23 protein-coding genes are annotated in these 25,381 nt (G+C 60.8%); 13 read left to right on the plus strand and 10 right to left on the minus strand.

Going from position 1 to position 25,381, the window contains the following annotated elements; translation table 11 throughout:
• Together KGA82_RS14570 and KGA82_RS14575 are read right to left on the minus strand one after the other, a co-directional pair.
• On the minus strand, positions 1-683 hold a 683-nt coding region (locus KGA82_RS14570), incomplete at its 3' end, for a TPM domain-containing protein (RefSeq protein ID WP_223450941.1).
• Between the two features lie 34 nt (positions 684-717).
• Positions 718-1,326, minus strand: coding sequence for a LemA family protein (locus tag KGA82_RS14575; RefSeq protein ID WP_008025694.1), 609 nt, complete (start codon positions 1,324-1,326; stop codon positions 718-720).
• A gap of 239 nt (positions 1,327-1,565) precedes the next feature.
• Between KGA82_RS14575 and bglX the strand changes: the two genes are divergently transcribed.
• Positions 1,566-3,857, plus strand: coding sequence for a beta-glucosidase BglX (bglX, locus tag KGA82_RS14580; RefSeq protein ID WP_223450942.1), 2,292 nt, complete (start codon positions 1,566-1,568; stop codon positions 3,855-3,857).
• Positions 3,858-3,998: 141 nt separating this feature from the next.
• Here the strand turns inward: bglX and KGA82_RS14585 are convergent, their stop codons facing one another.
• The 5 genes from KGA82_RS14585 to KGA82_RS14605 form a co-directional block, all read right to left on the minus strand.
• Positions 3,999-5,156, minus strand: a complete 1,158-nt coding sequence (locus tag KGA82_RS14585) for a phospholipase D-like domain-containing protein (protein ID WP_223450943.1) — start codon at positions 5,154-5,156, stop codon at positions 3,999-4,001.
• Position 5,157: 1 nt separating this feature from the next.
• Positions 5,158-5,748, minus strand: a complete 591-nt coding sequence (locus KGA82_RS14590; RefSeq protein ID WP_008039484.1) for a YceI family protein — start codon at positions 5,746-5,748, stop codon at positions 5,158-5,160.
• Between the two features lie 161 nt (positions 5,749-5,909).
• Complete coding sequence (locus KGA82_RS14595) at positions 5,910-6,239, minus strand: amidase (protein ID WP_223450944.1); 330 nt, start codon at positions 6,237-6,239, stop codon at positions 5,910-5,912.
• Positions 6,236-7,330 carry a serine hydrolase domain-containing protein gene (locus KGA82_RS14600; protein ID WP_223450945.1) on the minus strand — a complete coding sequence of 365 codons (1,095 nt, stop codon included), beginning with the start codon at positions 7,328-7,330 and terminating at the stop codon, positions 6,236-6,238. Before KGA82_RS14600 ends, KGA82_RS14595 begins: the two co-directional genes overlap by 4 nt.
• A 171-nt stretch (positions 7,331-7,501) precedes the next feature.
• A complete protein-coding gene (locus KGA82_RS14605) occupies positions 7,502-8,380 on the minus strand; it encodes an acyl-CoA dehydrogenase (RefSeq protein WP_008039481.1) in 879 nt (292 codons plus the stop codon).
• Positions 8,381-8,534: 154 nt separating this feature from the next.
• On the opposite strand from KGA82_RS14605, the gene olsB reads away from it, so the two are divergent.
• Positions 8,535-9,290 (plus strand): L-ornithine N(alpha)-acyltransferase, encoded by a 756-nt coding sequence (gene olsB, locus KGA82_RS14610; RefSeq protein ID WP_008025682.1) that lies wholly within the window; start codon positions 8,535-8,537, stop codon positions 9,288-9,290.
• Positions 9,290-10,084, plus strand: a complete 795-nt coding sequence (locus KGA82_RS14615) for a lysophospholipid acyltransferase family protein (protein ID WP_223450946.1) — start codon at positions 9,290-9,292, stop codon at positions 10,082-10,084. Before olsB ends, KGA82_RS14615 begins: the two co-directional genes overlap by 1 nt.
• Before the next feature lie 110 nt (positions 10,085-10,194).
• On the opposite strand, the gene KGA82_RS14620 is transcribed toward KGA82_RS14615, so the two are convergent.
• Positions 10,195-10,764 carry an ACP phosphodiesterase gene (locus KGA82_RS14620; RefSeq protein WP_008039479.1) on the minus strand — a complete coding sequence of 190 codons (570 nt, stop codon included), beginning with the start codon at positions 10,762-10,764 and terminating at the stop codon, positions 10,195-10,197.
• Positions 10,765-10,920: 156 nt separating this feature from the next.
• Between KGA82_RS14620 and KGA82_RS14625 the strand changes: the two genes are divergently transcribed.
• The 3 genes from KGA82_RS14625 to KGA82_RS14635 are packed head-to-tail and all read left to right on the plus strand — an operon-like array spanning position 10,921 to position 13,494.
• Complete coding sequence (locus tag KGA82_RS14625) at positions 10,921-11,223, plus strand: ArsR/SmtB family transcription factor (RefSeq protein ID WP_008025677.1); 303 nt, start codon at positions 10,921-10,923, stop codon at positions 11,221-11,223.
• A gap of 25 nt (positions 11,224-11,248) precedes the next feature.
• Positions 11,249-12,415 carry an MFS transporter gene (locus KGA82_RS14630; protein WP_192228657.1) on the plus strand — a complete coding sequence of 389 codons (1,167 nt, stop codon included), beginning with the start codon at positions 11,249-11,251 and terminating at the stop codon, positions 12,413-12,415.
• A gap of 29 nt (positions 12,416-12,444) precedes the next feature.
• Positions 12,445-13,494 (plus strand): alkene reductase, encoded by a 1,050-nt coding sequence (locus tag KGA82_RS14635; protein WP_223450947.1) that lies wholly within the window; start codon positions 12,445-12,447, stop codon positions 13,492-13,494.
• Positions 13,495-13,880: 386 nt separating this feature from the next.
• On the opposite strand, the gene emhR is transcribed toward KGA82_RS14635, so the two are convergent.
• Positions 13,881-14,513 carry an efflux system transcriptional repressor EmhR gene (gene emhR, locus KGA82_RS14640; protein WP_008039456.1) on the minus strand — a complete coding sequence of 211 codons (633 nt, stop codon included), beginning with the start codon at positions 14,511-14,513 and terminating at the stop codon, positions 13,881-13,883.
• Positions 14,514-14,781: 268 nt separating this feature from the next.
• Between emhR and emhA the strand changes: the two genes are divergently transcribed.
• The 7 genes from emhA (at position 14,782) to KGA82_RS14675 (ending at position 24,875) form a co-directional block, all read left to right on the plus strand.
• Positions 14,782-15,939, plus strand: a complete 1,158-nt coding sequence (gene emhA / locus KGA82_RS14645; RefSeq protein ID WP_008025666.1) for an efflux RND transporter periplasmic adaptor subunit EmhA — start codon at positions 14,782-14,784, stop codon at positions 15,937-15,939.
• Between the two features lie 3 nt (positions 15,940-15,942).
• Complete coding sequence (emhB, locus tag KGA82_RS14650) at positions 15,943-19,104, plus strand: efflux RND transporter permease subunit EmhB (RefSeq protein ID WP_008039452.1); 3,162 nt, start codon at positions 15,943-15,945, stop codon at positions 19,102-19,104.
• On the plus strand, positions 19,104-20,564 hold the full coding sequence (gene emhC / locus KGA82_RS14655) for an efflux RND transporter outer membrane subunit EmhC (RefSeq protein ID WP_192228652.1): 1,461 nt from the start codon (positions 19,104-19,106) through the stop codon (positions 20,562-20,564). Before emhB ends, emhC begins: the two co-directional genes overlap by 1 nt.
• Positions 20,565-20,996: 432 nt before the next feature.
• On the plus strand, positions 20,997-22,250 hold the full coding sequence (locus KGA82_RS14660) for an OprD family porin (protein ID WP_223450950.1): 1,254 nt from the start codon (positions 20,997-20,999) through the stop codon (positions 22,248-22,250).
• Positions 22,251-22,445: 195 nt separating this feature from the next.
• Positions 22,446-23,636, plus strand: a complete 1,191-nt coding sequence (locus tag KGA82_RS14665) for an FAD/NAD(P)-binding oxidoreductase (RefSeq protein ID WP_223450952.1) — start codon at positions 22,446-22,448, stop codon at positions 23,634-23,636.
• A 22-nt stretch (positions 23,637-23,658) separates the two neighbouring features.
• Positions 23,659-24,036, plus strand: coding sequence for a DUF1641 domain-containing protein (locus KGA82_RS14670; protein ID WP_223450954.1), 378 nt, complete (start codon positions 23,659-23,661; stop codon positions 24,034-24,036).
• Positions 24,037-24,056: 20 nt separating this feature from the next.
• Positions 24,057-24,875 carry a methyltransferase domain-containing protein gene (locus tag KGA82_RS14675; protein WP_223450956.1) on the plus strand — a complete coding sequence of 273 codons (819 nt, stop codon included), beginning with the start codon at positions 24,057-24,059 and terminating at the stop codon, positions 24,873-24,875.
• A gap of 112 nt (positions 24,876-24,987) precedes the next feature.
• Here KGA82_RS14675 and pcaC read toward each other — a convergent pair whose 3' ends face one another.
• Positions 24,988-25,380 carry a 4-carboxymuconolactone decarboxylase gene (pcaC, locus tag KGA82_RS14680; protein WP_008025653.1) on the minus strand — a complete coding sequence of 131 codons (393 nt, stop codon included), beginning with the start codon at positions 25,378-25,380 and terminating at the stop codon, positions 24,988-24,990.
• Between the last annotated feature and the right edge of the window lies 1 nt (position 25,381).

Genomic DNA, 25,381 nt, shown 5'->3' on the forward strand with positions numbered 1-25,381 from the left:
CCCCCAAAACCTCCACCGCCGAAACCACCACTCGAACCGCCCGACCCGCCTCGACCCGCCGGCAGAATCCCGAACATCTGCAAGACGAATATCGTCAGGATGAACAGCACCACCAGAAACACGAAAATCCCCGGGTGCCGGGAAACAAAATCACTGTCCTGATCGCCGCCCGACTCATAAATAGTCGACGGCTCATCCAGCGGGCTGCCGCCCAACACCACCAGCATCGCCGCGACCCCGTCGCTGATGCCCTTGCTGAAGTTGCCGGCCTTGAACGCCGGGGTGATCACCTGATGGATGATCACCGAACTCTGCGCATCGGTCAGGCGATCTTCCAGGCCATAACCGACTTCGATCCGCAGCTTGCGCTCATCACGGGCGACGATCAGCAGCGCGCCATTGTTCTTGTCCTTCTGGCCGATGCCCCAATGGCGCCCGAGTTGGTAACCGAAGTCGGCAATCTCGGCGCCCTGCAAGTCCGGCAACGTCACCACCACCAACTGCTCGCCGGTGGCCTTTTCATGGGCATTGAGCTGTTGCGTCAGCTGCTCGCGCACCGACGGCTCGATCATCCCGGCGTTGTCCACCACCCGCCCGGTCAGCTCCGGAAACTTCAGCTCGGCCTGGGCCGTGGCAGCAAACACCCAAAGCAACAGCGCCAGGCCCACATTCAACACGCGCATTGGCAACCTCATCCGTGGTAATGCTTCAAGCCGGTCAGAACTTCACTTCAGGTGCTTTCTCGGCACCGGGGGTGGTGGCTTCAAAGGTTTCGCGGATCGGCAAGTCGCTGTACATCACGGTGTGCCACAAGCGGCCCGGGAAAGTGCGGATTTCGGTGTTGTAGTTCTGCACCGCGAGAATGAAATCCCGACGCGCCACGGCGATGCGATTCTCGGTGCCTTCCAGTTGCGATTGCAACGCCAGGAAATTCTGGTTGGCCTTGAGGTCCGGATAACGCTCGGACACCACCATCAAACGGCTCAAGGCACCGGTCAACTGATCCTGCGCCTGCTGGAACTGCTTGAGTTTCTCGGGGTTGTCGAGGGTGCTGGCATCCACCTGAATGGACGTCGCCTTGGCCCGGGCTTCGATCACCGCAGTCAGGGTTTCCTCTTCGTGTTTCGCATAGCCCTTGACGGTTTCCACCAGGTTGGGGATCAGGTCGGCGCGGCGCTGGTACTGGTTCTGCACCTGGCCCCAGGCGGCCTTGGCCTGTTCGTCGAGGGTCGGAATATTGTTGATGCCGCAACCGGCCAGCAACGTGGTCAGCAACATCAAGGCTGCGACCTGCAGGCTCGACCGAGTGTGATGTCGTACATTCATCTGGTTGACGCTCCCGTGCACATTCCGTTGAAAAAACAACCAGCAACCTCCTGACCGGACACTTCGGGCATAATCTGCCGCCGCTACTGGATTGCATCGAGCCAATGGGCTAAAAGATGCCCCTGCGCGAAAACACTGCGCAAGTGTGCCCGCATTTACCTGAACAACAATAGTCGCTCCCTAAATTTTGGCTGACCGGCGCGTATTCACTGCCGTTTGGGCTTTTGAGAAAACCATTCATGAAGAAGCTGTGTTTGCTGGGCCTGTTCGTCAGCCTGGCCAGTCATAACGTATTGGCCGCCACGACGCCCACACCTCTGGAAAACAAGGACGCTTTCATCAGCAACCTGATGAAGCAGATGACCCTCGATGAGAAAATCGGCCAGTTGCGCCTGATCAGCATCGGCCCGGAAATGCCTCGGGAGCTGATCCGCAAGGAAATTGCCGCCGGTAACATCGGCGGTACGTTCAACTCGATCACCCGCCCGGAAAACCGTCCGATGCAGGACGCGGCGATGCGCAGCCGGTTGAAGATCCCGATGTTCTTCGCCTACGACGTGATCCACGGCCACCGCACGATTTTCCCGATCCCGATCGCCCTCGCTTCGAGCTGGGACATGGACGCCATCGGCCTGTCCGGGCGCATCGCCGCCAAGGAAGCCGCAGCGGACAGCCTCGACATCACCTTCGCGCCGATGGTCGACATCTCCCGTGACCCGCGTTGGGGCCGCACCTCCGAAGGCTTCGGCGAAGACACCTATCTGGTGTCGCGCATTGCCGGCGTCATGGTCCGGGCCTTCCAGGGCACCGGCGCGAACGCGGCCGACAGCATCATGGCCAGCGTCAAGCACTTCGCCTTGTACGGCGCGGTCGAGGGTGGTCGCGACTACAACGTCGTCGACATGAGCCCGGTCAAGATGTACCAGGACTACCTGCCACCGTACCGCGCGGCGATTGACGCCGGTGCCGGCGGCGTCATGGTTGCGTTGAACTCGATCAACGGCGTGCCGGCCACCGCCAACACCTGGCTGATGAACGACCTGTTGCGCAAGGAATGGGGCTTCAAAGGCCTGGCGGTCAGCGACCACGGGGCGATTTTCGAGCTGATCAAGCACGGTGTTGCCGCTGACGGTCGCGAAGCTGCGAAGCTGGCGATCAAGGCCGGCATCGACATGAGCATGAACGACACCCTGTACGGCAAAGAACTGCCGGGGCTGTTGAAGGCCGGTGAGATCGAGCAAAGCGACATCGACAACGCCGTGCGTGAAGTGCTCGCCGCCAAATACGACATGGGCCTGTTCAAGGACCCGTACCTGCGCATCGGCAAGGCGGAAGATGATCCGGCCGACACCTACGCCGACAGCCGCCTGCACCGCGCCGAGGCCCGCGACGTTGCGCGCCGTAGCCTGGTATTGCTGAAGAACCAGGGCGAAACCCTGCCGTTGAAGAAAACCGCGAAGATCATGCTGACCGGCCCGTTGGCCAAGGCACCGATCGACATGATGGGCAGCTGGGCCGCCGCCGGCCGCCCCGCGCAATCGGTGACACTGTTCGACGGCATGAACGCTGCCGTGGCCGACAAGGCGACGCTGGTCTACGCCCGTGGCGCCAACATCACCAGCGACAAGAAGGTCCTCGACTACCTGAACTTCCTCAACTTCGATGCACCGGAAGTGGTCGATGACCCGCGTTCGGCGCAAGTGTTGATCGACGAAGCGGTGAAAGCCGCCAAGGACGCGGACGTGATCGTCGCGGCGGTCGGCGAATCCCGTGGCATGTCCCACGAATCCTCCAGCCGCACCGACCTGAATATTCCGGAAAACCAGCGTGAACTGATTCGCGCCTTGAAGGCCACCGGAAAACCACTGGTGCTGGTCTTGATGAACGGACGTCCGCTGTCGATTCTCCAGGAAAAGGAACAGGCTGACGCGATTCTGGAAACCTGGTTCAGCGGCACCGAAGGCGGCAACGCCATCGCCGACGTGCTGTTCGGCGACTACAACCCGTCGGGCAAACTGCCGATCACCTTCCCGCGTTCGGTGGGCCAGATTCCGACCTACTACAACCACCTGAGCATTGGCCGGCCGTTCACGCCGGGCAAACCGGGCAACTACACCTCGCAGTATTTCGATGACACCACCGGGCCCCTGTTCCCGTTCGGCTTCGGTCTGAGCTACACCGATTTCAGCCTGACCGGCATGGCCCTGTCATCGACCACACTGAACAAGACCGGCAAGCTCGACGCCAGCGTCATGGTGAAAAACACCGGCAAGCGCGACGGCGAAACCGTGGTGCAGCTGTACATCCAGGACGTGACCGGCTCGATGATCCGGCCACTGAAGGAACTGAAGAACTTCCAGAAAATCACGCTCAAGGCCGGTGAACAGAAAGTCGTGCACTTCACCATCACCGAGGATGACCTGAAGTTCTTCAACGCTCAGTTGAAGTACGCAGCGGAGCCAGGCAAGTTCAACGTGCAGATCGGCCTGGATTCCCAGGACGTGACGCAGCAGAGCTTCGAACTCCTGTAACCCCTGGAACACCGCAATAAAACTGTGGGAGCGAGCCTGCTCGCGATGGCGGTGTGTCATTCAGCCTTGATGTTGACTGACACACCGCCATCGCGAGCAGGCTCGCTCCCACAGTGGTTTTTGGTGTTCAGAAGAGCGGGATCAGCCTCTACGATCCAGCAGATTCACCACCAGCCGATCCACCCATCCCCAGATCCTCTGCTTCACCCGCCGCCACAGCGGCCGGCGTTGCCAGGCCTCCAGGCTGACTTCCTGGCTCAATGCGAAGTCCCGCTCGAAACTCGCCGCCACCGCACGCGTCAGCCCCGGGTCCAGCGCCTCAAGGTTGGCTTCCAGGTTGAATCGCAAATTCCAGTGATCGAAGTTGCACGAGCCAATGCTCACCCAATCATCGACCAGCACCATTTTCAGGTGCAGGAAACACGGCTGGTATTCGAAGATCTGCACCCCGGCCTTGAGCAATCGCGGGTAGTAACGATGCCCGGCATAACGCACCGACGGGTGATCGGTGCGCGGGCCGGTCAACAACAGACGCACATCAACGCCTCGAGCTGCCGCCCGGCGCAACGAGCGGCGGACTTTCCAGGTCGGCAGGAAATACGGTGTGGCCAGCCAGATTCGCTTTTGCCCGCTGTTCAGCGCACGAACCAGCGATTGCAGGATGTCGCGGTGCTGGCGGGCGTCGGCATAGGCGACCCGGCCCATGCCCTCGCCCATTGGCGGCACGCGGGGCAATCGCGGCAAACCGAAATGCGAGGCAGGTTTCCACGCGCGGCGATGGCGGTTGGCGATCCATTGGCGATCGAACAACAACTGCCAGTCGATGACTAGAGGACCGGTGATTTCCACCATCACTTCATGCCATTCGCTGACGTCTTCGCCCGGCGTCCAGAACTCATCGGTGACACCGGTGCCGCCGACCACGGCCATGCTCTGATCGACCAGCAACAACTTGCGATGATCGCGGTAGAAATTGCCGACCCAGCGCCGCCAGCTCAGGCGGTTGTAGAAGCGCAGCTCTACGCCGGCCGCCATCAGCCGCTGACGCAAGGTCAGGGTAAACGCGAGGCTGCCGTAATCATCGAACAGGCAGCGCACCCGCACGCCGCGCTCGGCGGCCTGGACCAGTGCCTGAACCATGGCCTCGGCGCAGGCGCCCGCCTCCACCAGGTACAGCTCCAGTTCGACTTGTTCCTCGGCGCGCGCAATCGCGACCAGCATCCGCGGAAAGAACTGCGGACCGTCGATCAGCAGTTCGAAGCTGTTGCCTTCACGCCAGGGAAAAATCGCGCCGGCCATGTCAGCGCGCCGTGAAAATCAGCACCGCACCCACCGGCACCGACAGACTGATGGCCGACAACCCGGCGACCTTGCGCAAGCTGTCCAGCCCCGGCGCCAGATCAAAATCCTCGGCGTTGATCACCAGCGGTTCAAGCGTCACCACCTGAAAGCGCCGGTCATCAAGGCGAGTCGCCAACAGCTCGGCGTTGTACTCACGGGTTTTGCCATGAAGGTTGACGGTGACCGGCAAGCGCAGCTCGAGTTGCGCACCGGGGGCGAGGTCGTTGATCGGGCGCAAATCAATCTGCGCAGTGATCAACGCTTCGGGAAAGGTCTGGATCTCGAACAGCTCCTTGCGCATGCGTTCGTCACGCAAGGGGATGCCGCTGTTCACCGAATCCAGCTCGACTTCCACCTCGGCCAGGCCTTTGGGACTGACCTTGCCATGCAGCACCAGGAAGCGCTGCACTTCGGAAACATTGGCGTTTTTGGTGCTGACAAATGACAGCCGCGAGGATTCGCCGTCCAGGTACCAATTGGCCTGAGCCGACAAAGTAGCGCTGGCCAGCAGCACAAAGGCGAGGGTTTTGGTGAGGGACCGCTTGAACATAAAGACTCGTGGGGCAGATAAACCTGAACGAACCTTAACCGTCCGCGAGCGCATTGCAAACCGCGAAGATTGACGGCAGCCCTTGTAGGAGCCCGGCTTGCTGGCGATGGCGTCCCTGAGATCGCCATCGCCGGCAAGCCGGCTCCTACAAAAACGACCTGTCAGGGTTGCAGGCGGCAGCCTTGGTGTTCGCCGATCCATTGCGCGCTGTTGCTGCGCCCCATGCCGCTGACCGTCACGCGTTTGCCGGCGGTGTCATCGGTAAAACCGCTGAAGGGCAGCCACTGCTTCACATAGCCACGGCAATACTCGGCGTCGTTGTTCATCACGTATCGGCACGAGCAGTATTCCTTGGCGGTGTAGGCGCTGATGATGTCCGGGAAGGCCCAAAGCGCCACCCGCTCGTGCCAGATCCAGCCAAGCAAGGCGATCAGCAGGATCAACAACAGTGAGCTGAACGGTCGGCGGCGGACAAACGGGCGACGGCTCATGGCTGCACCTTCCCGGCGAATGCCTTGCGCGCAAGGTTGAGCAATGCGTTGTGGCTGTAGCTACCGTCGCGGTCGTCGCCGTAGCGCACGATCACCAGTTTTTCGCTGGGGATCACATACATCGCCTGGCCCCAATGGCCAAGTGCGGCGAAGGTATCGGGAGGTGCATCGGGCCAGGGTTGTGCTGCGCCATCCACGGCTCGATTGAGCCACCACTGACCGCCCGGCACTGCGTCGTCCTGATTCGCTTGATAGTGGGCGAAGGGCTCACGATTGAAGGTGACCCAGTCTTTGGGCAGCAATTGCCGGTCCCCCCAACGGCCGTCACGCGCCATCAACAGGCCGACTCGCGCCAGGTCACGGGCGGTGAGGTAGGCATAGGACGAGGCGACGAAAGTGCCCGTGCCGTCGGTTTCCCACACCGCGTGACGAATCCCCAGCGGCTCGAACAGCGCGGTCCATGGATAGTCGGGATAACGCGCCGGGCCGACGATGTTTTTCAGCGCCGCAGACAACAGATTGCTGTCGCCGCTGGAATAGCGAAAAGCCTGGCCGGGTTTGGCGTACTCGGCGTGATCAGTGGTGAAGGCGGCCATGTCGTGATGGCCGCGGGTGTAGAGCATCGCCACCACCGAGGACTTCAACGGTGCGTATTCATAGTCTTCCTGCCAGTCCAGGCCCGAGGCCCAGTGCAGCAGATCGGCCAGGGTGATCGCCGGGTGTTTTTTCAGCGCTGGATAGAACTTCAGCACCGGGTCCTGCAATTTGAACAGGCCTTCGCCATAGGCGACGCCGAGCACCGTGGCCATGAGGCTCTTGCTGATCGACCAGGTCAGGTGCGGCGTGTCGGCGCTGGTCGGGCCGGCGTAGCGTTCGTAGATCAACTGACCGTCGCGGATCACCAGCAAGGCGTCGGTGCGGATGCCCTTTCGGCTGATGTCATCTCGGGGTGGGAAGGCGTAGGTTTCCAGGGCTTGCAGCGCCGGGCCGCTCGGGGTCGGGCCAGTCGACCATTGCTCGGCGGGCCAGGTTTCGGCCTGGGTCGAGAGGCTGAGCAGCAGCATGAAAAACAGGGACACGCCTTTGAACATGGTGGGGGCTCGGCGGATTTGATTGCTGAGCCTAGTTGAGGTTTATGACAGATCTGAAATTTGTGTCGTCAATGAAGACGCCTTCGCGGGCAAGTCGGATCGCCGCACCGCTCGCTCCTACAGAGGTATGCGCTCTCCTGTAGGAGCGAGGCTTGCCCGCGAAGAGGCCCGTCAGATCGCCGCCAACGCCTTGGCCAACCGCTTGCCCCGCGCCCCCGCCGCCAAATCCATCACCGCCTGATCCCGCTGCCACATCGCCGCCCACTGCGGCGGACCATCGGCCAATGCCTGGTTCACCTCAACCTTCAACCCGTCGAACTGCGCAAACAACCCGCCCAGCAACACATGCCCCGCCGGATTGTTCGGCGCCTGCCGGCTCATTTCCGCACACCCGGCCAACAGCGCCAGCAAACGCAACTGCAAGGCCTGCGGCCAGTCGCTGTCCTGGCCGACGCCATACAACCACGCTGTCATCGCGCTCAACACATAGACGTCTTCCAGCGTTCTGAACGGTTTGACGTACGCATCCCAGCCATCCCCCGCCAGCAATTCACACAAGGCATGGTCGAGAAACAGCCGGCCATGACTGATGTCCGGCATCAGCGGGATCGGCGGGAGTTTTTCCAGACGCACACCCGGCTCACCGGGATAAACCACCGCCAGGCTCAGGCGCGGCGACTCGCCAGGCGCTTCACTGCGCGCAGCGATCAGCAGCCAGTCGGCCGCATCGCCGGCGGTGACGAAATCCTTGCGTCCGCTCAGACGCAGTTCGCTCAGGCGCGTCTGCATGTCCGCCACCCGCAGGCTGCGTTGCTCGGTCGCGCACAACGCGCCAAGACTCGGCGGCGCGCTCGGCCACAGCATGCGCAATGCCGCCTGATAGCCCACCAGAAACGCCAGCCCCGGTGTCGCCATCAGGCGTCCACCGCCCACCGCCAACTCAAACGGCGTGACCGTGCCCAACTGCTGCAACAAGGTCGCGAAGCCTTCACCGAGGTCCGGATTGGCGGGCAAGCGATCGCGGCGTTTCAACAGGGTTTGCCAGGGCATAAGAGGCTCCTTGTGGGCTGTCATATAAGCATCACCAAAGCTTCATGGCGATGACACCGGGGCTACATAGCCTGACTTTGCACAACACGGCCGCATAAAGAAAGTCGATCGGCTCTAACCCAAGACGGGTGACCAGCCCGCACGGAGAATCGCAATGACTCAGATCGCCCGCATCAGCGACACCGGCAATGAACGCCGCCTGCAAGCCGAACGCCTGGTGGGCGCCGAGGCCTTGCAGGAAGCCCAGGCTTTGCGCTTCAACGTGTTCAGCGGCGAGTTCAACGCCAAGCTCAAAGGCGCGGAACTGGGTCTGGACATGGATGATTATGATGTTCACTGCGCCCACATCGGCGTGCGTGACCTGAACACCGGGCGCCTGGTGGCGACCACCCGTTTGCTTGATCACACCGCCGCCAGCAGCCTGGGCAAGTTTTACAGCGAAGAAGAATTCAGCCTGCACGGCCTGATCCAACTCAAAGGCCCGATCCTCGAAATCGGCCGTACCTGTGTCGACCCGGCCTACCGCAACGGCGGCACCATCGCCGTGCTCTGGGGTGAACTGGCCGAAGTCCTGAACCAGGGCGGCTACAGCTATCTGATGGGTTGCGCGAGCATCCCGATGCAAGACGGCGGCATCCAGGCTCACGCGATCATGCAGCGTCTGCGCGAACGTTACCTGTGCACCGAGAACCTGCGCGCCGAACCGAAAAAACCGTTGCCGGTTCTGGACATCCCCTCCAACGTCATCGCCGAAATGCCGCCGCTGCTCAAGGCCTACATGCGCCTCGGTGCGAAGATTTGCGGCGAGCCGTGCTGGGACGAAGACTTCCAGGTCGCCGACGTGTTCATCCTGCTCAAACGCGACGAACTCTGCCCGCGCTACGCCAAACACTTCAAGGCGGCTGTGTGATGAGCCGCTTGCGGGTGTACGCGCGGATTGCGCGAGTGTTGGTCGTGGTGGCATTGGGGTTGAGCATGGCCAGTGTCTTCGGTTTGTTCGAGCGCTTGGGCATCGCCCATTCGATGGTCCGCCGTCAGCGCTGGTCGCGATTTTTCATGGCACGCCTGGCGAATGCCCTGCCCTTTCGCGTGACCGTGCACGGAGAATTGCCGAAGGAGCCGATGCTCTGGGTCAGCAACCACGTGTCCTGGACGGACATTCCGCTGCTGGGCATGCTCACGCCGATGTCATTCCTGTCCAAGGCCGAAGTGCGCACCTGGCCGGTAGCAGGTTGGTTGGCGGCCAAGGCCGGCAGTCTGTTTATCCGCCGTGGTTCGGGTGACAGTCAGTTGATCCGCAAACAGATGACGCGCCACCTGGAGCAAGCGCATCCGCTGCTGATGTTCCCGGAAGGCACCACCACCGATGGCCGTTCGTTGCGCACCTTCCATGGTCGCTTGCTGTCGGCGGCGATTGATTCACAAGCGAAGCTGCAACCGTTGGCGATTCGTTACTTGCGCGAGGGTGAAATCGATTCGCTGGCGCCGTTCATTGGCGATGATGACTTGCTCTCGCACCTGATGCGCTTGTTTGCCAATGACCGGGGCGATGTGGAGATTCATCTGCTCAAGCCGATTGCCTGCGAAGGCCGGGAACGCGCGGCGCTGGCGTTCGAAGCGCAGCAGGCGGTGCAGAAGGTGTTGTTTGGCGAAGTGGCGAAACCGGCAGAGCCACGGCGCCCCGGCGAACTCATCGCCGCGTAACACTGCCTTTCTGTAGGAGCGAGGCTTGCCCGCGAAGGGAACGCTGCGGTGTAACTGATATACCGCGTTATCGTTCTTCGCGGGCAAGCCTCGCTCCTACAGGTTTTGTGTCAGCGGTTCCGGGCGAAATCCTGAAGCTGTGGATAGAACAACCGAAAGTCCTCGCTCAACGGCTCATACAACACCCGCAACTCCTGCATCGCCGCCGCCAGTTCTTCAGGCCTGGTCAGCCGCCGCGAAATCCCCCGCAGCACCTGCTCCAACACGTCGAATTCCCGGTAAGAGCCCAACCAGTCATTCGCCACCATGTGCGGCGCAATCCTCGCCAGGCGTTCCGGTAATTGCGGCTCATTGGACAGCACCCGATACACGTCGCCGGTGAACAGCGCCAGCGGCCGGTCGGCATACAGCGTCCAGTCCCGCGCCAGGCAATGGTCAAAAAACACATCGAGCACGATCCCGGCGTAGCGCCGGCGGGTCAGGGAAAACCGCGACAACGCCACGTCCACCATCGGATGGCGGTCGGTAAACACGTCGATGCTGCGATGCAACTGGATAGCCGCCTCGATCTCCGGGTCGAACTGCCCTTGCAGCCGTCCTTTGACGAAATCGCCATACAGACTGCCGAGCAATTGACCGGGACGCTGGCCACCGAGGTGAAGATGTGCGAGATAGTTCATGCCGCCCAGCTTAACACTGCGGCATTCATATCGTTATAACCCGATATACCGATTTATGCGGTCATCAGATCAAAATCATATTGGTATATCGCGAAATACCGATTTAAAGTTCGCCTCATCGCGATATAGCGTTTTACTCATCACGAGCCCCAAGCCATGAACCTCGACCTCGACGAAATAATAAAAGCCCTGGCACACCCAGTACGGCGAGAAATCCTGCACTGGCTCAAAGACCCGGACGTCGAATTTCCCGACCAGACCCACAGCAACGAGCACGGCGTCTGCGCCGGGCAGATCGATCAACGGTGCGGTTTGTCGCAGTCCACGGTGTCCGCACACCTGGCGACCCTGCAACGCGCCGGCCTGATCAGCAGCCGCAAAGTCGGCCAATGGCACTTTTTCAAACGCAACGAGGAAACCATCCAGGAATTCCTCAAAACCTTCAGTAAAGAGCTCTGACCCTTAAGCTGACAAGGAATCAACAATGCCCCTCTCGCTCCTCATCCTGGCCTTGAGCGCCTTCGCCATCGGCACCACCGAGTTCGTCATCATGGGCCTGCTGCCCGATGTGGCGGCTGACCTCGGTGTGTCGATCCCCGGCGCCGGCTGGCTGGTGACCGGTTACGCCCTGGGCGTGGCCATCGGTGCGCCGTTCATGGCACTGGCCACCGCCAGGCTGCCGCGCAAGGCCGCACTGGTGGCGTTGATGGGGATATTCATCATCGGCAATCTGCTCTGCGCAGTGGCCAGTGACTACAACGTGCTGATGTTCGCCCGAGTGGTGACTGCCCTCTGCCACGGTGCGTTCTTCGGTATCGGTTCGGTAGTGGCTGCGGGCCTGGTGCCAGCCAACAAACGCGCTTCGGCCGTGGCCCTGATGTTCACCGGCCTGACCCTGGCCAACGTCCTCGGCGTGCCGCTGGGCACAGCGCTGGGTCAACAAGCGGGCTGGCGCTCGACGTTCTGGGCGGTGACCGTTATCGGCGTAATCGCCTTGATCGGCCTGATCCGTTTCCTGCCGGCCAAGCGCGATGAAGAGAAACTCGACATGCGCGCCGAACTGCGTGCCCTCAAAGGCGCCGGCATCTGGCTGTCGTTGAGCATGACCGCGCTGTTCGCCGCGTCGGTGTTCACCTTGTTCACCTACGTCGCCCCGCTGCTGGGCGAGGTGACCGGCGTCTCGCCACGCGGCGTGACCTGGACGCTGATGCTCATCGGCCTGGGCCTGACGGTCGGCAACATCATCGGCGGCAAACTGGCCGACAAAGGCCTGGCGGCCACGCTGGTCGGGGTGTTCATCAGCATGGCCGTGGTGTCCACCGTACTGACCTGGACCAGCGTCGCGCTGATCCCGACTGAAATCACCCTGTTCCTCTGGGCCACCGCGTGCTTTGCCGCCGTGCCCGCCCTGCAAGTGAACGTGGTGACCTACGGCAAGGCTGCACCGAACCTGGTCTCGACCCTGAACATCGGCGCCTTCAACGTCGGCAACGCACTCGGTGCCTGGGTCGGCGGCAGCGTCATCGCCCACGGCTACGGCCTGACCAGCGTGCCACTGGCGGCCGCCGCACTGGCGGTACTCGCCCTGCTGGTGACCCTGATTACTTTCCGTCAGAGCGGTAATCCCGAACTGGCCCCTGCTACCAACTGACTCACTGATACCTCACGAGGGTGCATTTCATGACGACTATTTTCGATCCGATCAAACTGGGCGACCTCGAGTTGGCCAACCGCATCATCATGGCTCCGCTGACCCGCTGCCGCGCCGACGAAGGTCGTGTGCCGAACGCGCTGATGGCCGAGTACTACGTTCAACGCGCCTCGGCCGGCCTGATACTCAGCGAAGCCACCTCGGTCACGCCGATGGGCGTTGGCTACCCGGACACCCCGGGCATCTGGTCCAACGATCAAGTGCGCGGCTGGACCAACGTCACCAAGGCGATCCACGGCGCGGGCGGCAAGATCTTCCTGCAACTGTGGCACGTCGGCCGGGTTTCCCACGAGTCGTACCTGAACGGCGAAAAACCGGTCGCACCGAGCGCCATCCAGCCCAAAGGCCATGTCAGCCTGGTTCGCCCACTGGCCGATTACCCGACGCCGCGCGCTCTGGAAACCGCTGAAATCGCCGACATCGTCGACGCTTACCGCATCGGTGCCGAAAACGCCAAGGCCGCCGGTTTTGACGGCGTGGAAATCCACGGCGCCAACGGTTACCTGCTCGACCAGTTCCTGCAAAGCAGCACCAACCAGCGCACCGACCAATACGGCGGCTCCGTGGAAAACCGTGCACGCCTGCTGCTGGAAGTGACCGATGCCGCCATCGAAGTCTGGGGCGCCGGCCGCGTCGGTGTGCACCTGGCACCGCGTGCCGACTCCCATGACATGGGTGACGACAACCTCGCCGAAACCTTCACCTACGTCGCTCGCGAACTGGGCAAACGTGGCATCGCGTTCATCTGCTCCCGCGAAAAAGAAGGCACCGACAGCCTCGGCCCGCAAATCAAGGAAGCCTTCGGCGGTCCGTACATCGTCAACGAACGCTTCACCAAGGACAGCGCCAACGCCTGGCTGGCCAGCGGCAAGGCTGACGCGGTCGCCTTCGGTGTGCCGTTCATTGCCAACCCGGATTTGCCGGCACGCTTGAAAGCCGATGCGCCGCTGAACGAAGCGCGTCCGGAGTTGTTCTACGGCAAAGGCCCGGTCGGCTACATCGACTACCCGACGCTGTAATCGTCACCCGCTGAAACGCAAAAAGCCCCGACTCGAAAGAGCCGGGGCTTTTTATTTGCTGTGAGTCTGACTCAGCTTCTGTAGGAGCGAGCCTGCTCGCGATAAAGCCGAGGGCGCCGCAGGGCATCTGGTTTTACGCGTTATAGCTCACAGCTTTCGCGGGCAAGCCTCGCTCCTACAGGGATCATGACAGGATCTATTCAACGTCTGGCACTTACCCTTTCTCACAGCCTCGACACAAAATCCCTACAAAATACTGAGCGTGCGACCTGTCAACCAAGCGAACGGGCGTATATAAAAGCACCCCACTGCCGCAGAGCGCGTGAAGAACGGTTCATCTACGGCTTCAACGGTTGACACACGCGAAGCCGATTACGCATGTTGTTTCATTTTCGCAGGCTGGGACTGAAACGCAGCATGTCCAGCCCGGTATCGACCCAACGCTCGGCCTCGGTATGCAGCTGGAAACTGTCCGGCGCGAGCAACCATTGGTACAACAGGCCATCTATATAGGCATGAATGCTGATGGCCGCACGGGCGGTGTCGAGATTTTCCGGCAACTGCCCGCGATTCACGGCATTACGCAAGGTCAGGCCAATGCGCGTGTTGCATTCGAGGCTGGCCGTTCGGCGCTGCTGGCGCAGATCGCACATTTCATCGGTGAATTCGCACTTATGAAACAGAATCTCGTTGATGCGCCGGGTCTTGGGGTCCAGCGCAACTTCATGAAACAAATGAATCAGCAACCGGCGCATGCAGCCCAGCGGATCGAGCTCGTCTTCACTCTCCGCGGCTTTGGCCAGCTCATCAAGGGGCTCATGCAAGCTGTCGAGCATGGCCTGCACCAGATCGGCCTTGTTGCTGAAATGCCAGTAGATGGCGCCACGGGTGACGCCGGCCAGGGTTGCGATGTCCGCCAGCGTCGTGCGGGCCACGCCCCGCTCGAAAAAGGCTTTTTCGGCCGCCTCGAGTATCTGGCTGCGGGTTTCTTGAGCTTCCTCTTTGGTGCGACGGACCATGGCAGTACAACCTCAATCAGGATGCTTCAGCGATGTCTGAATATCAGCTGAATAAAAGTGGGGCGAGCGCTCTTGGGACTCGTCCCCGGGCCTACAATTCCAACCTTGCGACGGCCTCTGTAACAGCGAGGGTACACAGCCAAGGTATTTACAAACAACCGTGAATGTAAGTATATTCCTTAGCATGCTACTTATCCACCCGGTACCCAATTTTTAACCTTCCATCTTTTCTTGTGCGTTTTTTTGCGCGCCTGACCCGAGGATTTTCATGCAATTCAAGCCAGCTGTTACCGCTCTGGTCACTGCCGTCGCCTTGGCATCGCTGCTCAGCGGATGCAAAAAGGAAGAAGCGGCACCGGCCGCTCCACCGCCTCAGGTCGGCGTCGTCACCCTGCAACCTCAAGCCTTCACCCTGACGTCCGAGCTGCCGGGTCGCACCAGCGCCTACCGCATCGCGGAAGTTCGCCCGCAGGTCAACGGCATCATTCTCAAACGTCTGTTCAAGGAAGGCGGCGACGTCAAGGCCGGCCAACAGCTGTATCAGATCGATCCAGCGGTTTATGAAGCCACGCTGAAAAGCGCCGAAGCCAACCTGCAACAGACCAAGTCGATCTCCGATCGCTACAAGCAATTGGTCAACGAACAGGCTGTGAGCCGTCAGGAATACGACACCGCACAGGCCAACCGCCTGCAATCGGAAGCCGCCCTGCAAAGCGCCCAGATCAATGTGCGCTACACCAAGGTGTACGCGCCACTGTCCGGTCGCATCGGTCGTTCCAGCGTGACCGAAGGCGCACTGGTCACCAGTGGCCAGGCGGACGCCATGGCGGTGATCCAGCAACTCGACCCGATCTACGTCGATGTCACCCAGTCCTCGGTAGAGCTGCTTGAACTGCGCCGCGAACTGGAAAGCGGTCGTCTGCAAAAGGCCGGCGACAACTCGGCGGCGGTCAAGCTGACCCTCGAAGACGGCAGCCAGTACAAGCTCGACGGCAAGCTCGAATTCTCCGAAGTCTCGGTTGACCAGACCACCGGTTCCGTCACCCTGCGTGCGGTGTTCCCGAACCCTGATCACACCCTTTTGCCCGGCATGTTCGTTCACGCCCAGCTTCAGGCCGGCGTGAATGCAGCTGCCATCCTGGCGCCGCAACAAGGCGTGACCCGCGACCTCAAAGGCTCCCCGACCGCGCTGGTCGTCGGTGCGGACAACAAGGTCGAGCTGCGTCAGCTCAAGGCCAGCCGCACTGTCGGCAGCCAGTGGCTGATCGAGGACGGCCTGAAAGCCGGCGATCGCCTGATCACCGAAGGGCTGCAATTCGTCAAACCTGGCATTGAAGTCAAGGCCACTGAGGCGACTAACGTTGGCGCAAAGAACCCGGCCCCCGCACAGGCAGCTAACAAGGCTTCCAGCGGCAAAGGGGAGTAAACCATGTCGAAATTTTTTATCGACCGTCCGATTTTCGCCTGGGTAATTGCCCTGGTGATCATGCTGGTCGGGGCTCTATCGATCCTCAAGTTGCCGATCAACCAGTACCCGAGCATTGCGCCTCCGGCGATCGCCATTTCCGTGGCCTACCCGGGCGCTTCCGCGCAAACCGTGCAAGACACCGTGGTTCAGGTGATCGAGCAGCAGCTCAACGGTATCGACAACCTGCGTTATGTGTCCTCGGAAAGTAACTCCGACGGCACCATGACGATCACCGCGACCTTCGAGCAAGGCACCAACTCCGATACCGCGCAGGTTCAGGTCCAGAACAAACTGAACCTGGCCACCCCGCTGCTGCCGCAAGAAGTACAGCAGCAAGGTATCCGCGTGACCAAGGCCGTGAAGAACTTCCTGCTGGTGATCGGCGTGGTCTCGCGTGACGGCAGCATGACCAAGGACGACCTGTCCAACTACATCGTGTCCAACATGCAGGATCCGATCTCGCGGACAGCCGGCGTGGGCGACTTCCAGGTGTTCGGTTCCCAGTACGCCATGCGTATCTGGCTCGACCCGGCCAAGTTGAACAACTTCAACCTGACCCCGATCGACGTCAAAACCGCCATCGCCGCGCAAAACGTCCAGGTATCGTCCGGCCAGCTCGGCGGCCTGCCGGCCCTGCCCGGCACTCAGTTGAACGCGACGATCATTGGCAAGACCCGCCTGCAGACCGCTGAGCAATTCAACAGAATCCTGCTCAAGGTCAACAAGGACGGCTCCCAGGTTCGCTTGAAAGATGTCGCCGACGTCGGTCTGGGTGGCGAGAACTACAGCATCAACGCCCAGTTCAACGGCGCCCCGGCTTCCGGCCTGGCAGTGAAGCTGGCCAACGGTGCCAACGCCCTCGACACCGCGAAAGCCCTGCGCAAGACCATCGACAGCCTCAAGCCGTTCTTCCCGCAGGGGATGGAAGTGGTGTTCCCGTACGACACCACGCCAGTGGTGACCGAGTCGATCAAGGGTGTGGTTGAAACCCTGGTCGAAGCGATCGTGCTGGTGTTCCTGGTGATGTTCCTGTTCCTGCAAAACTTCCGCGCCACCGTCATCACCACGATGACTGTGCCGGTGGTATTGCTGGGTACGTTCGGCATCCTCGCGGCGTTCGGTTTCAGCATCAACACCCTGACCATGTTCGGTATGGTGTTGGCCATCGGCCTGCTGGTGGACGATGCCATCGTCGTGGTGGAAAACGTCGAACGGGTCATGAGCGAAGAAGGCCTGTCACCCAAGGAAGCCACCAAGAAATCCATGGGGCAGATCCAGGGTGCACTGGTCGGTATTGCCCTGGTGCTCTCGGCGGTACTGTTGCCGATGGCGTTCTTCGGCGGTTCCACGGGTGTGATCTACAAGCAGTTCTCGATCACCATCGTCTCGGCCATGGCCCTGTCGGTACTGGTCGCGCTGATCTTCACCCCGGCGCTCTGCGCCACCATGCTCAAAGCCATTCCCAAGGGCGAGCACGGCGTGCCGAAACGCGGCTTCTTCGGCTGGTTCAACCGCAACTTCGACCGTAGCGTGAAAAGCTACGAGCGTGGTGTCGGCAACATTCTGCGCAACAAGGCACCGTACCTGCTGGCCTACGTGATCATCGTCATCGGCATGATCTGGTTGTTCATGCGTATTCCTTCCTCGTTCCTCCCGGAGGAAGACCAGGGCGTACTGTTTGCTCAAGTACAAACCCCGGCCGGCTCGACTGCCCAGCGCACTCAGGTCGTCGTGGACGAGATGCGTGAATTCCTGCTGCGTCCAAGCAAGGATGGCGGTGAAGGCGATGCGGTGAACTCGGTGTTTACCGTGACCGGCTTCAACTTCGCCGGCCGTGGCCAGAGTTCGGGTATGGCGTTCATCATGATGAGGCCGTGGCACGAACGTAACGCCGACAACAACGTGTTCAAGGTCGCGGCCCGTGCCCAACAGCACTTCTTCACCTTCCGTGACGCCATGGTGTTCGCGTTCGCACCGCCAGCGGTGCTGGAGCTGGGTAACGCCACCGGTTTCGACGTGTTCCTGCAAGACCGCGCCGGTATCGGTCACGAAAAGCTGATGGCTGCCCGTAACCAGTTCCTCGGCATGGCGGCGCAGAGCAAAGTGCTGGCGCAAGTGCGCCCGAACGGTCTGAACGACGAACCGCAATTCCAGTTGGAAATCGACGACGAGAAGGCCAGTGCGCTGGGCGTTACCATCGCCGACATCAACAACACCCTGTCGATTGCCTTGGGCAGTAGCTATGTGAACGACTTCATCGACCGTGGTCGTGTGAAGAAGGTTTACGTGCAAGGCCAGCCCGGCGCGCGCATGAGCCCTGAAGACCTGAAGAAGTGGTACGTGCGCAACAGCACCGGGACCATGGTTCCCTTCACCGCGTTTGCCAAGGGTGAGTGGATTTACGGTTCGCCAAAACTGGCCCGTTACAACGGCGTAGAAGCGATGGAAATCCTCGGCTCCCCTGCCCCGGGTTATTCCACCGGTGAAGCCATGGCCGAAGTCGAGGCGCTTGCTCTGAAACTGCCGGCCGGTGTCGGTATTTCCTGGACCGGTCTGTCGTATGAAGAACGACTGGCGGGCTCCCAGGCGCCGGCGCTGTTCGCGCTGTCGATTCTGATGGTGTTCCTGTGCCTGGCGGCGCTGTACGAAAGCTGGTCGATTCCGATTGCCGTCGTGCTCGTGGTGCCACTGGGGATTATCGGTGCGTTGATGGCCACCAGCCTGCGGGGTCTGTCCAACGACGTGTACTTCCTCGTGGGTCTGTTGACCACCATCGGTCTGGCGGCGAAAAACGCCATTCTGATCGTCGAGTTCGCCAAGGATCTGCATGAACAGGGCAAGAGCTTGCAGGAGGCAGCCATCGAGGCTTGCCGCATGCGTTTGCGCCCGATCATCATGACCTCCCTGGCGTTCATTCTCGGCGTAGTGCCGCTGGCCATTTCCAGCGGCGCCGGCTCGGGCAGCCAACACGCCATCGGTACCGTGGTAATTGGCGGTATGATCACCGCCACCGTATTGGCGATCTTCTGGGTCCCGTTGTTCTTCGTCACCGTGTCGGCCATGGGTCAGCGAAAAATCGCCGATCAGGACGACGCTATTGAACCTTCTAAAGAGGCTGGCTAATGAGCAAGTCGCTACTCTCCATCGCAGTCGCGGCCTTCGTGCTGAGCGGCTGCTCGCTGATACCCGATTATCAGCAGCCTGAAGCACCGGTGGCCGCCCAGTACCCGCAAGGCCCGGCGTATTCGCCGGCCCAGGCGCCGAACCAGGCCGCCGCTGAACAAGGCTGGAAGCAGTTTTTCCATGACCCGGCGCTGCAGCAGCTGATCCAGCTGTCCCTGGAAAACAACCGAGACCTGCGTGTCGCGGCGCTGAACATCGACGCGTTCGCTGCGCAATACCGCATCTCGCGCGCCGACCTGTTCCCGGCGGTTTCGGCCAACGGTACCGGCAGCCGTCAGCGGGTTCCGGCTGACGCTTCACAGAGCGGTCAGGCAGGCATCACCAGTTCCTACTCGGCCACCGTCGGCATCAGCGCCTATGAACTCGACCTGTTTGGTCGGGTTCGCAGCCTGAACGAAGAAGCCCTGCAGAAGTACTTCGCCACCGAAGAAGGCCGTCGCAGCACACAAATCAGCCTGGTGGCCAGCGTGGCGAATGCCTACCTGACCTGGCAGGCCGACAAAGAGCTGCGCAAGCTGACTCAGGACACCCTCGCTGCGTTCGAGGAGAGCTACAAGCTCACCGCACGCAGCAACGAAGTGGGCGTAGCCTCGGCACTGGACCTGGCGCAGTCGCGCACCTCTGTAGAAAACGCCCGTGCGCAACTGGCCCGTTACACCCGTCAGGTCGCCCAGGATGAAAACAGCCTGGTGCTGCTGCTCGGCACTGGCATCCCGGCCAATCTTCGAGAAGCCAGGCCGCTGTCTGACGATTTGCTGAGCGACGTACCGCCCGGCCTGCCGTCGGACCTGCTGCAACGTCGTCCGGACATTCTGCAAGCCGAATACAACCTGAAAGCAGCCAACGCCAACATCGGCGCGGCGCGCGCAGCGTTCTTCCCGAGCATCAGCCTCACCGCCAATGCCGGTACGTTGAGCCCGGACCTGTCCGGTCTGTTCAAGGGTGGTTCGGGCACGTGGTTGTTCCAGCCGCAAATCAACCTGCCGATCTTCAACGCCGGCAGCCTGCGCGCCAGCCTGGATTACTCGAAAATCCAGAAAGACATCGGCGTGGCGAACTACGAGAAGTCCATTCAGACGGCCTTCCAGGAAGTCGCCGACGGCCTGGCCGCCCGCCAGACTTACACCGAGCAGTTGCAGGCCCAGCGTGATTTCGTCACCGCCAACCAGGACTACTACCGTCTGGCCGAGCGTCGTTATCGCATCGGCGTCGACAGCAACCTGACCTTCCTCGATGCCCAGCGTCAGCTGTTCAGTGCCCAACAGGCGCTGATCACCGACCGCCTGGCGCAACTGACCAGCGCCGTGAATCTGTACAAGGCACTGGGCGGTGGCTGGAACGAGCAGACTGCGAAAGTCGAGCCGCTGAAAGAAGAAGCGCCGAAGCTGAAGTTGTTCTGATCCAACGGCTGTAAACACGAAGCCCACCGTTTGGTGGGCTTTTTGTTGGCTGCTGGAAAAGTTGTGGTGTCTGTTATGGCCCCATCGCGAGCAGGCTCGCTCCCACAATGGATTGCATTCGTTCGGAAGGAACTCGGTTTACTGTGGGAGCGAGCCTGCTCGCGATGGGGTCAGTATTGCCAACACATAATCCAAGCCAATCTTGGTTCGATAATCGCCCAAAACCCGCTTTTACCAATTGAACCATCCAGTTCATTCCCCGCACCATTCGCCACACAAAACCAATAACAACAGGTTCGACACCATGCCCCCGCGCCCCGCCCTGTCCGGCTGATCTCGCCCCGTTTCATTTGAATTCGAATCTTTTTGTCTGCAACCCGACGGTTGCGGCATCGCCCCGTTTCATCTCCAAGAATTAGAGAGACCGAGCCCATGACGCCTTCCACTTATTTCGTTCCCAGCCTGATCGCCCTCGCACTGGCTGGCGCCGCCCTGCCCGCCACGGCCGAAGAGGCGGGTTTTGTCGAAGGGGCCAAGGTCAACCTGAACCTGCGCAACTTCTACATCAACCGCAACTTCACCAACCCGACCAAAGCACAGGGCAAGGCTGAAGAGTGGACGCAAAGTTTCATCCTCGACGCCAAGTCGGGATTCACCCAAGGCACCGTCGGCTTCGGCATGGATGTGCTGGGGCTGTACTCGGTGAAACTCGACGGCGGTAAAGGCACCGGCGGTACGCAGTTGCTGCCGCTGGACCACGATGGTCGCCCGGCGGACAACTTCGGTCGCACCAACGTGGCGTTCAAGGCCAAGCTGTCGCAGACCGAAGTGAAGGTCGGCGAATGGATGCCGGTGCTGCCGATCCTGCGTTCGGACGATGGGCGCTCGCTGCCGCAAACCTTCCGTGGCGGTCAGATCACGTCGAAGGAAATCAACGGCCTGACGCTCTACGGCGGCCAGTTCCGCCAGAACAGCCCGCGTGACGACAGCAGCATGAACGACATGTCGATGACCGGCAAAGCGGCGTTCACCTCCGACCGCTTCAACTTCCAGGGCGGCGAATACCTGTTCAACGAGAAGCGCACCCAGATCGGTCTGTGGAACGCCGAACTCAAGGACATCTACAGCCAGCAATTCGTCAACCTGACCCACAGCCAACCCATCGGCGACTGGACCCTGGGCGCCAACCTCGGTTTCTTCTACGGCAAGGAAGACGGCAGCGCCCGCGCCGGCGATCTGGACAACAAGACCTGGTCGGGAATGCTTTCCGCCAAGTACGGCGGCAACACCTTCTACGTCGGCCTGCAAAAACTCACCGGCGACAGCGCCTGGATGCGGGTCAACGGCACCAGCGGCGGCACCCTGGCCAACGACAGCTACAACTCCAGCTATGACAACGCGCGGGAAAAATCCTGGCAGGTGCGTCACGACTACAACTTCGTTGCGCTCGGCGTACCGGGCCTGACCCTGATGAACCGCTACATCAGCGGCGAAAACGTACACACCGGCACCATCACCGACGGCAAGGAATGGGGCCGCGAGAGTGAATTGGGTTACACCGTACAAAGCGGTGCGCTGAAAGACCTGAACGTCAAATGGCGCAACTCGACCATGCGCCGCGACTACAGCAACAACGAGTTCGACGAGAACCGGTTGATCATCAGCTACCCGATCAGTTTGTTGTAAGCCTCAGCGCCAGCGTTGACTCCTTGGGGGGAAACGCTGGCGCTGACCGCTGGTCGCGATGAACTGGCGAATTATTGAACCGCAGATACAGTCATCAAGGCGTTCAAGTTCTCCAGCCTGATGTAGGAGCCCCCCATTTTCTTCCGTTATCTCCGGATGCTGTACGCGAAGCTGCCATGACCACGGAGGTCAGGTATGAGCAAGCGAATAGTTATCGTCGGTGGCGGCGTCGGTGGAACCATGCTGGCCAATCAACTGGTCAACAAGCTGTATCCAGAAATCCTGCGCGGCGAAGTCCTGATTACCCTGCTGTCCAACTCCCCCGATCACTACTACAAACCTGCGTTCATGTACGTGGCGTTCAACCTGTTTTTTCAGGAAGAACTAAAGCGCCCGGAACGCTCATTGTTGCGCCCGGAAATCACCTTCAACGTTGAAGAAGTGACGCGTTTCGATTTCGCCGGGCAACGCCTCAAGACCCGCAGCGGTAAAGTCTACGACTACGATTTTCTGGTCATCGCCACCGGTTGCGTGCCCGCCCCGGAACGTATCGAAGGTTTGAAAGAAGCCGGCGACCACTTCTATCAATACGATCCGGCCCGGCAACTGGCGCAGAAGCTGAGCACCATCGAAAAAGGCCGGATCTTCATTACCGTGTCTTTCCCGCTAACACCCAACGTGCCGCATCAATGCGGTATCGCGCCCGTCGAAACCACCTTGATGGTCGATGATTATTTGCGGCGGCGGGGTGTGCGAGACAAAGTGGAAATTATCTACACCTACCCGACAACCGCTCAGTTACTGCGCAACTGTCTGTTCCTGCAACGAAAGACGGGAGAAATTCTGCCCGGTATTTTCGAGCAGAAGAACATCCGTTTTCAGCGTGGGTTCACCTTGGATCGTGTCGATCCCGACAGCAAAATCGCCTACTCCGCAGAAGGCGACGCGAAGTCTTTCGACATCCTGATAGCAACCCCGCGGATCCGCGCCGTGGACGCCGTGCTGGAGTCCGGAGCATCACAAGCGCCCAGTAACGAAGGCTGGCTGCCCACCAATCATGAAACCCTGCAAGTCTACGGCCTGGAAAACGTCTACGTGATCGGCGACACCGTCGATCTGCCGGTGAGCAAGGCCGGTGGCGCGTGCCACAACCAGGCACCGGTGATCGCCAACAACATTACCGCTGAAATCCGCCTCGGTGGTCCCGTCGATGTCTACGACGGACGGGTTCAGGCCGTCGCGCAAATGGGCCTCAATGCCGGCATGCCGCTGTGGTACGACTACGGCTGCGATGTTCAACCGACCCCACCGACCAAACTCGGTGGGCTGCTCAGAAACGGCTTCAATCGTGGCCTGTACTGGGCGGTTGCCCGGGGCATGCTGTGACGGGTTCTGGGAGACAAACACAATGACAAACCTGACAGATGAAACCCTCGCCATCGGCACGGCCGACAGGTCGGAGGGACTCGATGCCTTGATGGCAAAACTGCAACCGCTGATCGATGGCGGGCGACTGGATAACCTTGTCGATTTGCTCTCGTTGACCTCGGACATGGTCGACCTGCTGGACGCCGCCATGGTGGAAAAACTGGCGCGGTTGTTCGAAAACGCTACCGCAGCCACCTGGACCGTCAGTAACGCCGTGCGCATGGCCCGCGCCGAAGTCGCCGCCGCCCCGGAACCACCGGGGGTCTACGCCTTGATCAAACTGCTGAACGAGCCGGACACGCGCAAAGGTGTGGCTGTTGTCCTGAAAACCCTGAACGTCATCGGAAGACAACTGTAACCGCCAGAGAGGACCACCTCATGAGCGTCAAACTTGATAAGGCAGGGAGCGCCTGCACGCACTGGGACGCCAAGGCGTACCAGCAGTTTTCGCGCCTCAGGCAACGACCGGTGAATGAATTGCTCGGTCGTGTCGAACTCAAATCACCCCAACGCATTTATGACCTGGGGTGCGGCACCGGCATCGCCACGCAACTGTTGGCCAAGCGTTGGCCTCGCGCTCAGTTGCAGGGCATCGACAGCTCCGGACAAATGCTCGACGAAGCCCGCCTTCTGCCCATCAAGGCATCGTGGAAACAGTGTGACCTGCTCGACTGGCAGCCCGAACAGCCAGCAGACCTGCTGTTCGCCGCCGCCGTTTTGCACTTCATCAAGGATCACCATCAACTGCTGCCGCGACTGCTCGGGATGCTCAATCCAGGCGGTTGCCTGGCAGCGCACATGCCCGACTGGCGGGATGCGTTGTGGTATCGGTTGGTGCTCGACACGCTGGAAGACGCAGGGGCTTGTGGTCAACCGTTAGGCACGGCGCAACTGCGCGAGGCAATGGCCGCACGAACGCTCTTGTCGCTGGAAGATTACTACCGCTTGCTCGCCCCGATCACCGAAACCCTGGACATCTGGGAGACCGAGCAATTGCAAGTGGTCCGCGGCCATACGCCGATCTATGACTGGGTCAAGGTCTCGGCGCTACGGGCAGTGATGCAGGGACTCAAGGCCGACGAACAGGCGCGCTTCATTTACCACTACCTGATGCGCATACACGCGCATTACCCGCCGGAGAGCGACGGGCGAACGCTGTTTCCGTTCAAGCGCATATTCATCGTCGCGACGGTGTAACACATGACATTGCCTTCGCGGGCAAGCCTCGCTCCTACAGGATTATCACAACCTCTGTAGGAGCGAGGCTTGCCCGCGAAGGCGTCAATTCATGCACCGCAAATCGCGAACATTATTCCCGGGACTCGACGCCCAACTCATCCCAAACCGACTCGGCCAAATGAAACGTCGCATTCGCCGCCGGGATGCCGCAGTAGATGGCGCTCTGCATGATCACTTCCTTGATCTCGCCACGGGTCACGCCATTGTTGGCGGCGGCGCGCAGGTGCAACTTGAGTTCACCCTCACGGTTCATGCCGATCAACATGGCGATGGTGATCAGGCTGCGGGTATGGCGCGGCAGGCCCGGGCGGGTCCAGATGTCGCCCCACGCGTGGCGGGTGATCATCTCCTGAAACTCCGAATTGAACTCGGTCAGCGCATTCAGGCTGCGGTCGACATGGGCGTCGCCGAGGACTGCACGGCGTACGTTCATACCCTCGTCGTAACGTTGTTTCTCGTCCACG

Origin of the sequence: Pseudomonas sp. BF-RE-22, from assembly GCF_019956155.1 — a bacterium.
Classification (GTDB): domain Bacteria; phylum Pseudomonadota; class Gammaproteobacteria; order Pseudomonadales; family Pseudomonadaceae; genus Aquipseudomonas; species Aquipseudomonas migulae.

Bases quoted from the DNA above. Each gene is read 5' to 3' on its own strand.
- KGA82_RS14575 (WP_008025694.1), bottom strand. From the start codon at position 1,326: ATGAATGTACGACATCACACTCGGTCGAGCCTGCAGGTCGCAGCCTTG.
- bglX (WP_223450942.1), top strand. From the start codon at position 1,566: ATGAAGAAGCTGTGTTTGCTGGGCCTGTTCGTCAGCCTGGCCAGTCAT.
- KGA82_RS14585 (WP_223450943.1), bottom strand. From the start codon at position 5,156: ATGGCCGGCGCGATTTTTCCCTGGCGTGAAGGCAACAGCTTCGAACTG.
- KGA82_RS14590 (WP_008039484.1), bottom strand. From the start codon at position 5,748: ATGTTCAAGCGGTCCCTCACCAAAACCCTCGCCTTTGTGCTGCTGGCC.
- KGA82_RS14595 (WP_223450944.1), bottom strand. From the start codon at position 6,239: ATGAGCCGTCGCCCGTTTGTCCGCCGCCGACCGTTCAGCTCACTGTTG.
- KGA82_RS14600 (WP_223450945.1), bottom strand. From the start codon at position 7,330: ATGTTCAAAGGCGTGTCCCTGTTTTTCATGCTGCTGCTCAGCCTCTCG.
- KGA82_RS14605 (WP_008039481.1), bottom strand. From the start codon at position 8,380: ATGCCCTGGCAAACCCTGTTGAAACGCCGCGATCGCTTGCCCGCCAAT.
- olsB (WP_008025682.1), top strand. From the start codon at position 8,535: ATGACTCAGATCGCCCGCATCAGCGACACCGGCAATGAACGCCGCCTG.
- KGA82_RS14615 (WP_223450946.1), top strand. From the start codon at position 9,290: ATGAGCCGCTTGCGGGTGTACGCGCGGATTGCGCGAGTGTTGGTCGTG.
- KGA82_RS14620 (WP_008039479.1), bottom strand. From the start codon at position 10,764: ATGAACTATCTCGCACATCTTCACCTCGGTGGCCAGCGTCCCGGTCAA.
- KGA82_RS14625 (WP_008025677.1), top strand. From the start codon at position 10,921: ATGAACCTCGACCTCGACGAAATAATAAAAGCCCTGGCACACCCAGTA.
- KGA82_RS14630 (WP_192228657.1), top strand. From the start codon at position 11,249: ATGCCCCTCTCGCTCCTCATCCTGGCCTTGAGCGCCTTCGCCATCGGC.
- KGA82_RS14635 (WP_223450947.1), top strand. From the start codon at position 12,445: ATGACGACTATTTTCGATCCGATCAAACTGGGCGACCTCGAGTTGGCC.
- emhR (WP_008039456.1), bottom strand. From the start codon at position 14,513: ATGGTCCGTCGCACCAAAGAGGAAGCTCAAGAAACCCGCAGCCAGATA.
- emhA (WP_008025666.1), top strand. From the start codon at position 14,782: ATGCAATTCAAGCCAGCTGTTACCGCTCTGGTCACTGCCGTCGCCTTG.
- emhB (WP_008039452.1), top strand. From the start codon at position 15,943: ATGTCGAAATTTTTTATCGACCGTCCGATTTTCGCCTGGGTAATTGCC.
- emhC (WP_192228652.1), top strand. From the start codon at position 19,104: ATGAGCAAGTCGCTACTCTCCATCGCAGTCGCGGCCTTCGTGCTGAGC.
- KGA82_RS14660 (WP_223450950.1), top strand. From the start codon at position 20,997: ATGACGCCTTCCACTTATTTCGTTCCCAGCCTGATCGCCCTCGCACTG.
- KGA82_RS14665 (WP_223450952.1), top strand. From the start codon at position 22,446: ATGAGCAAGCGAATAGTTATCGTCGGTGGCGGCGTCGGTGGAACCATG.
- KGA82_RS14670 (WP_223450954.1), top strand. From the start codon at position 23,659: ATGACAAACCTGACAGATGAAACCCTCGCCATCGGCACGGCCGACAGG.
- KGA82_RS14675 (WP_223450956.1), top strand. From the start codon at position 24,057: ATGAGCGTCAAACTTGATAAGGCAGGGAGCGCCTGCACGCACTGGGAC.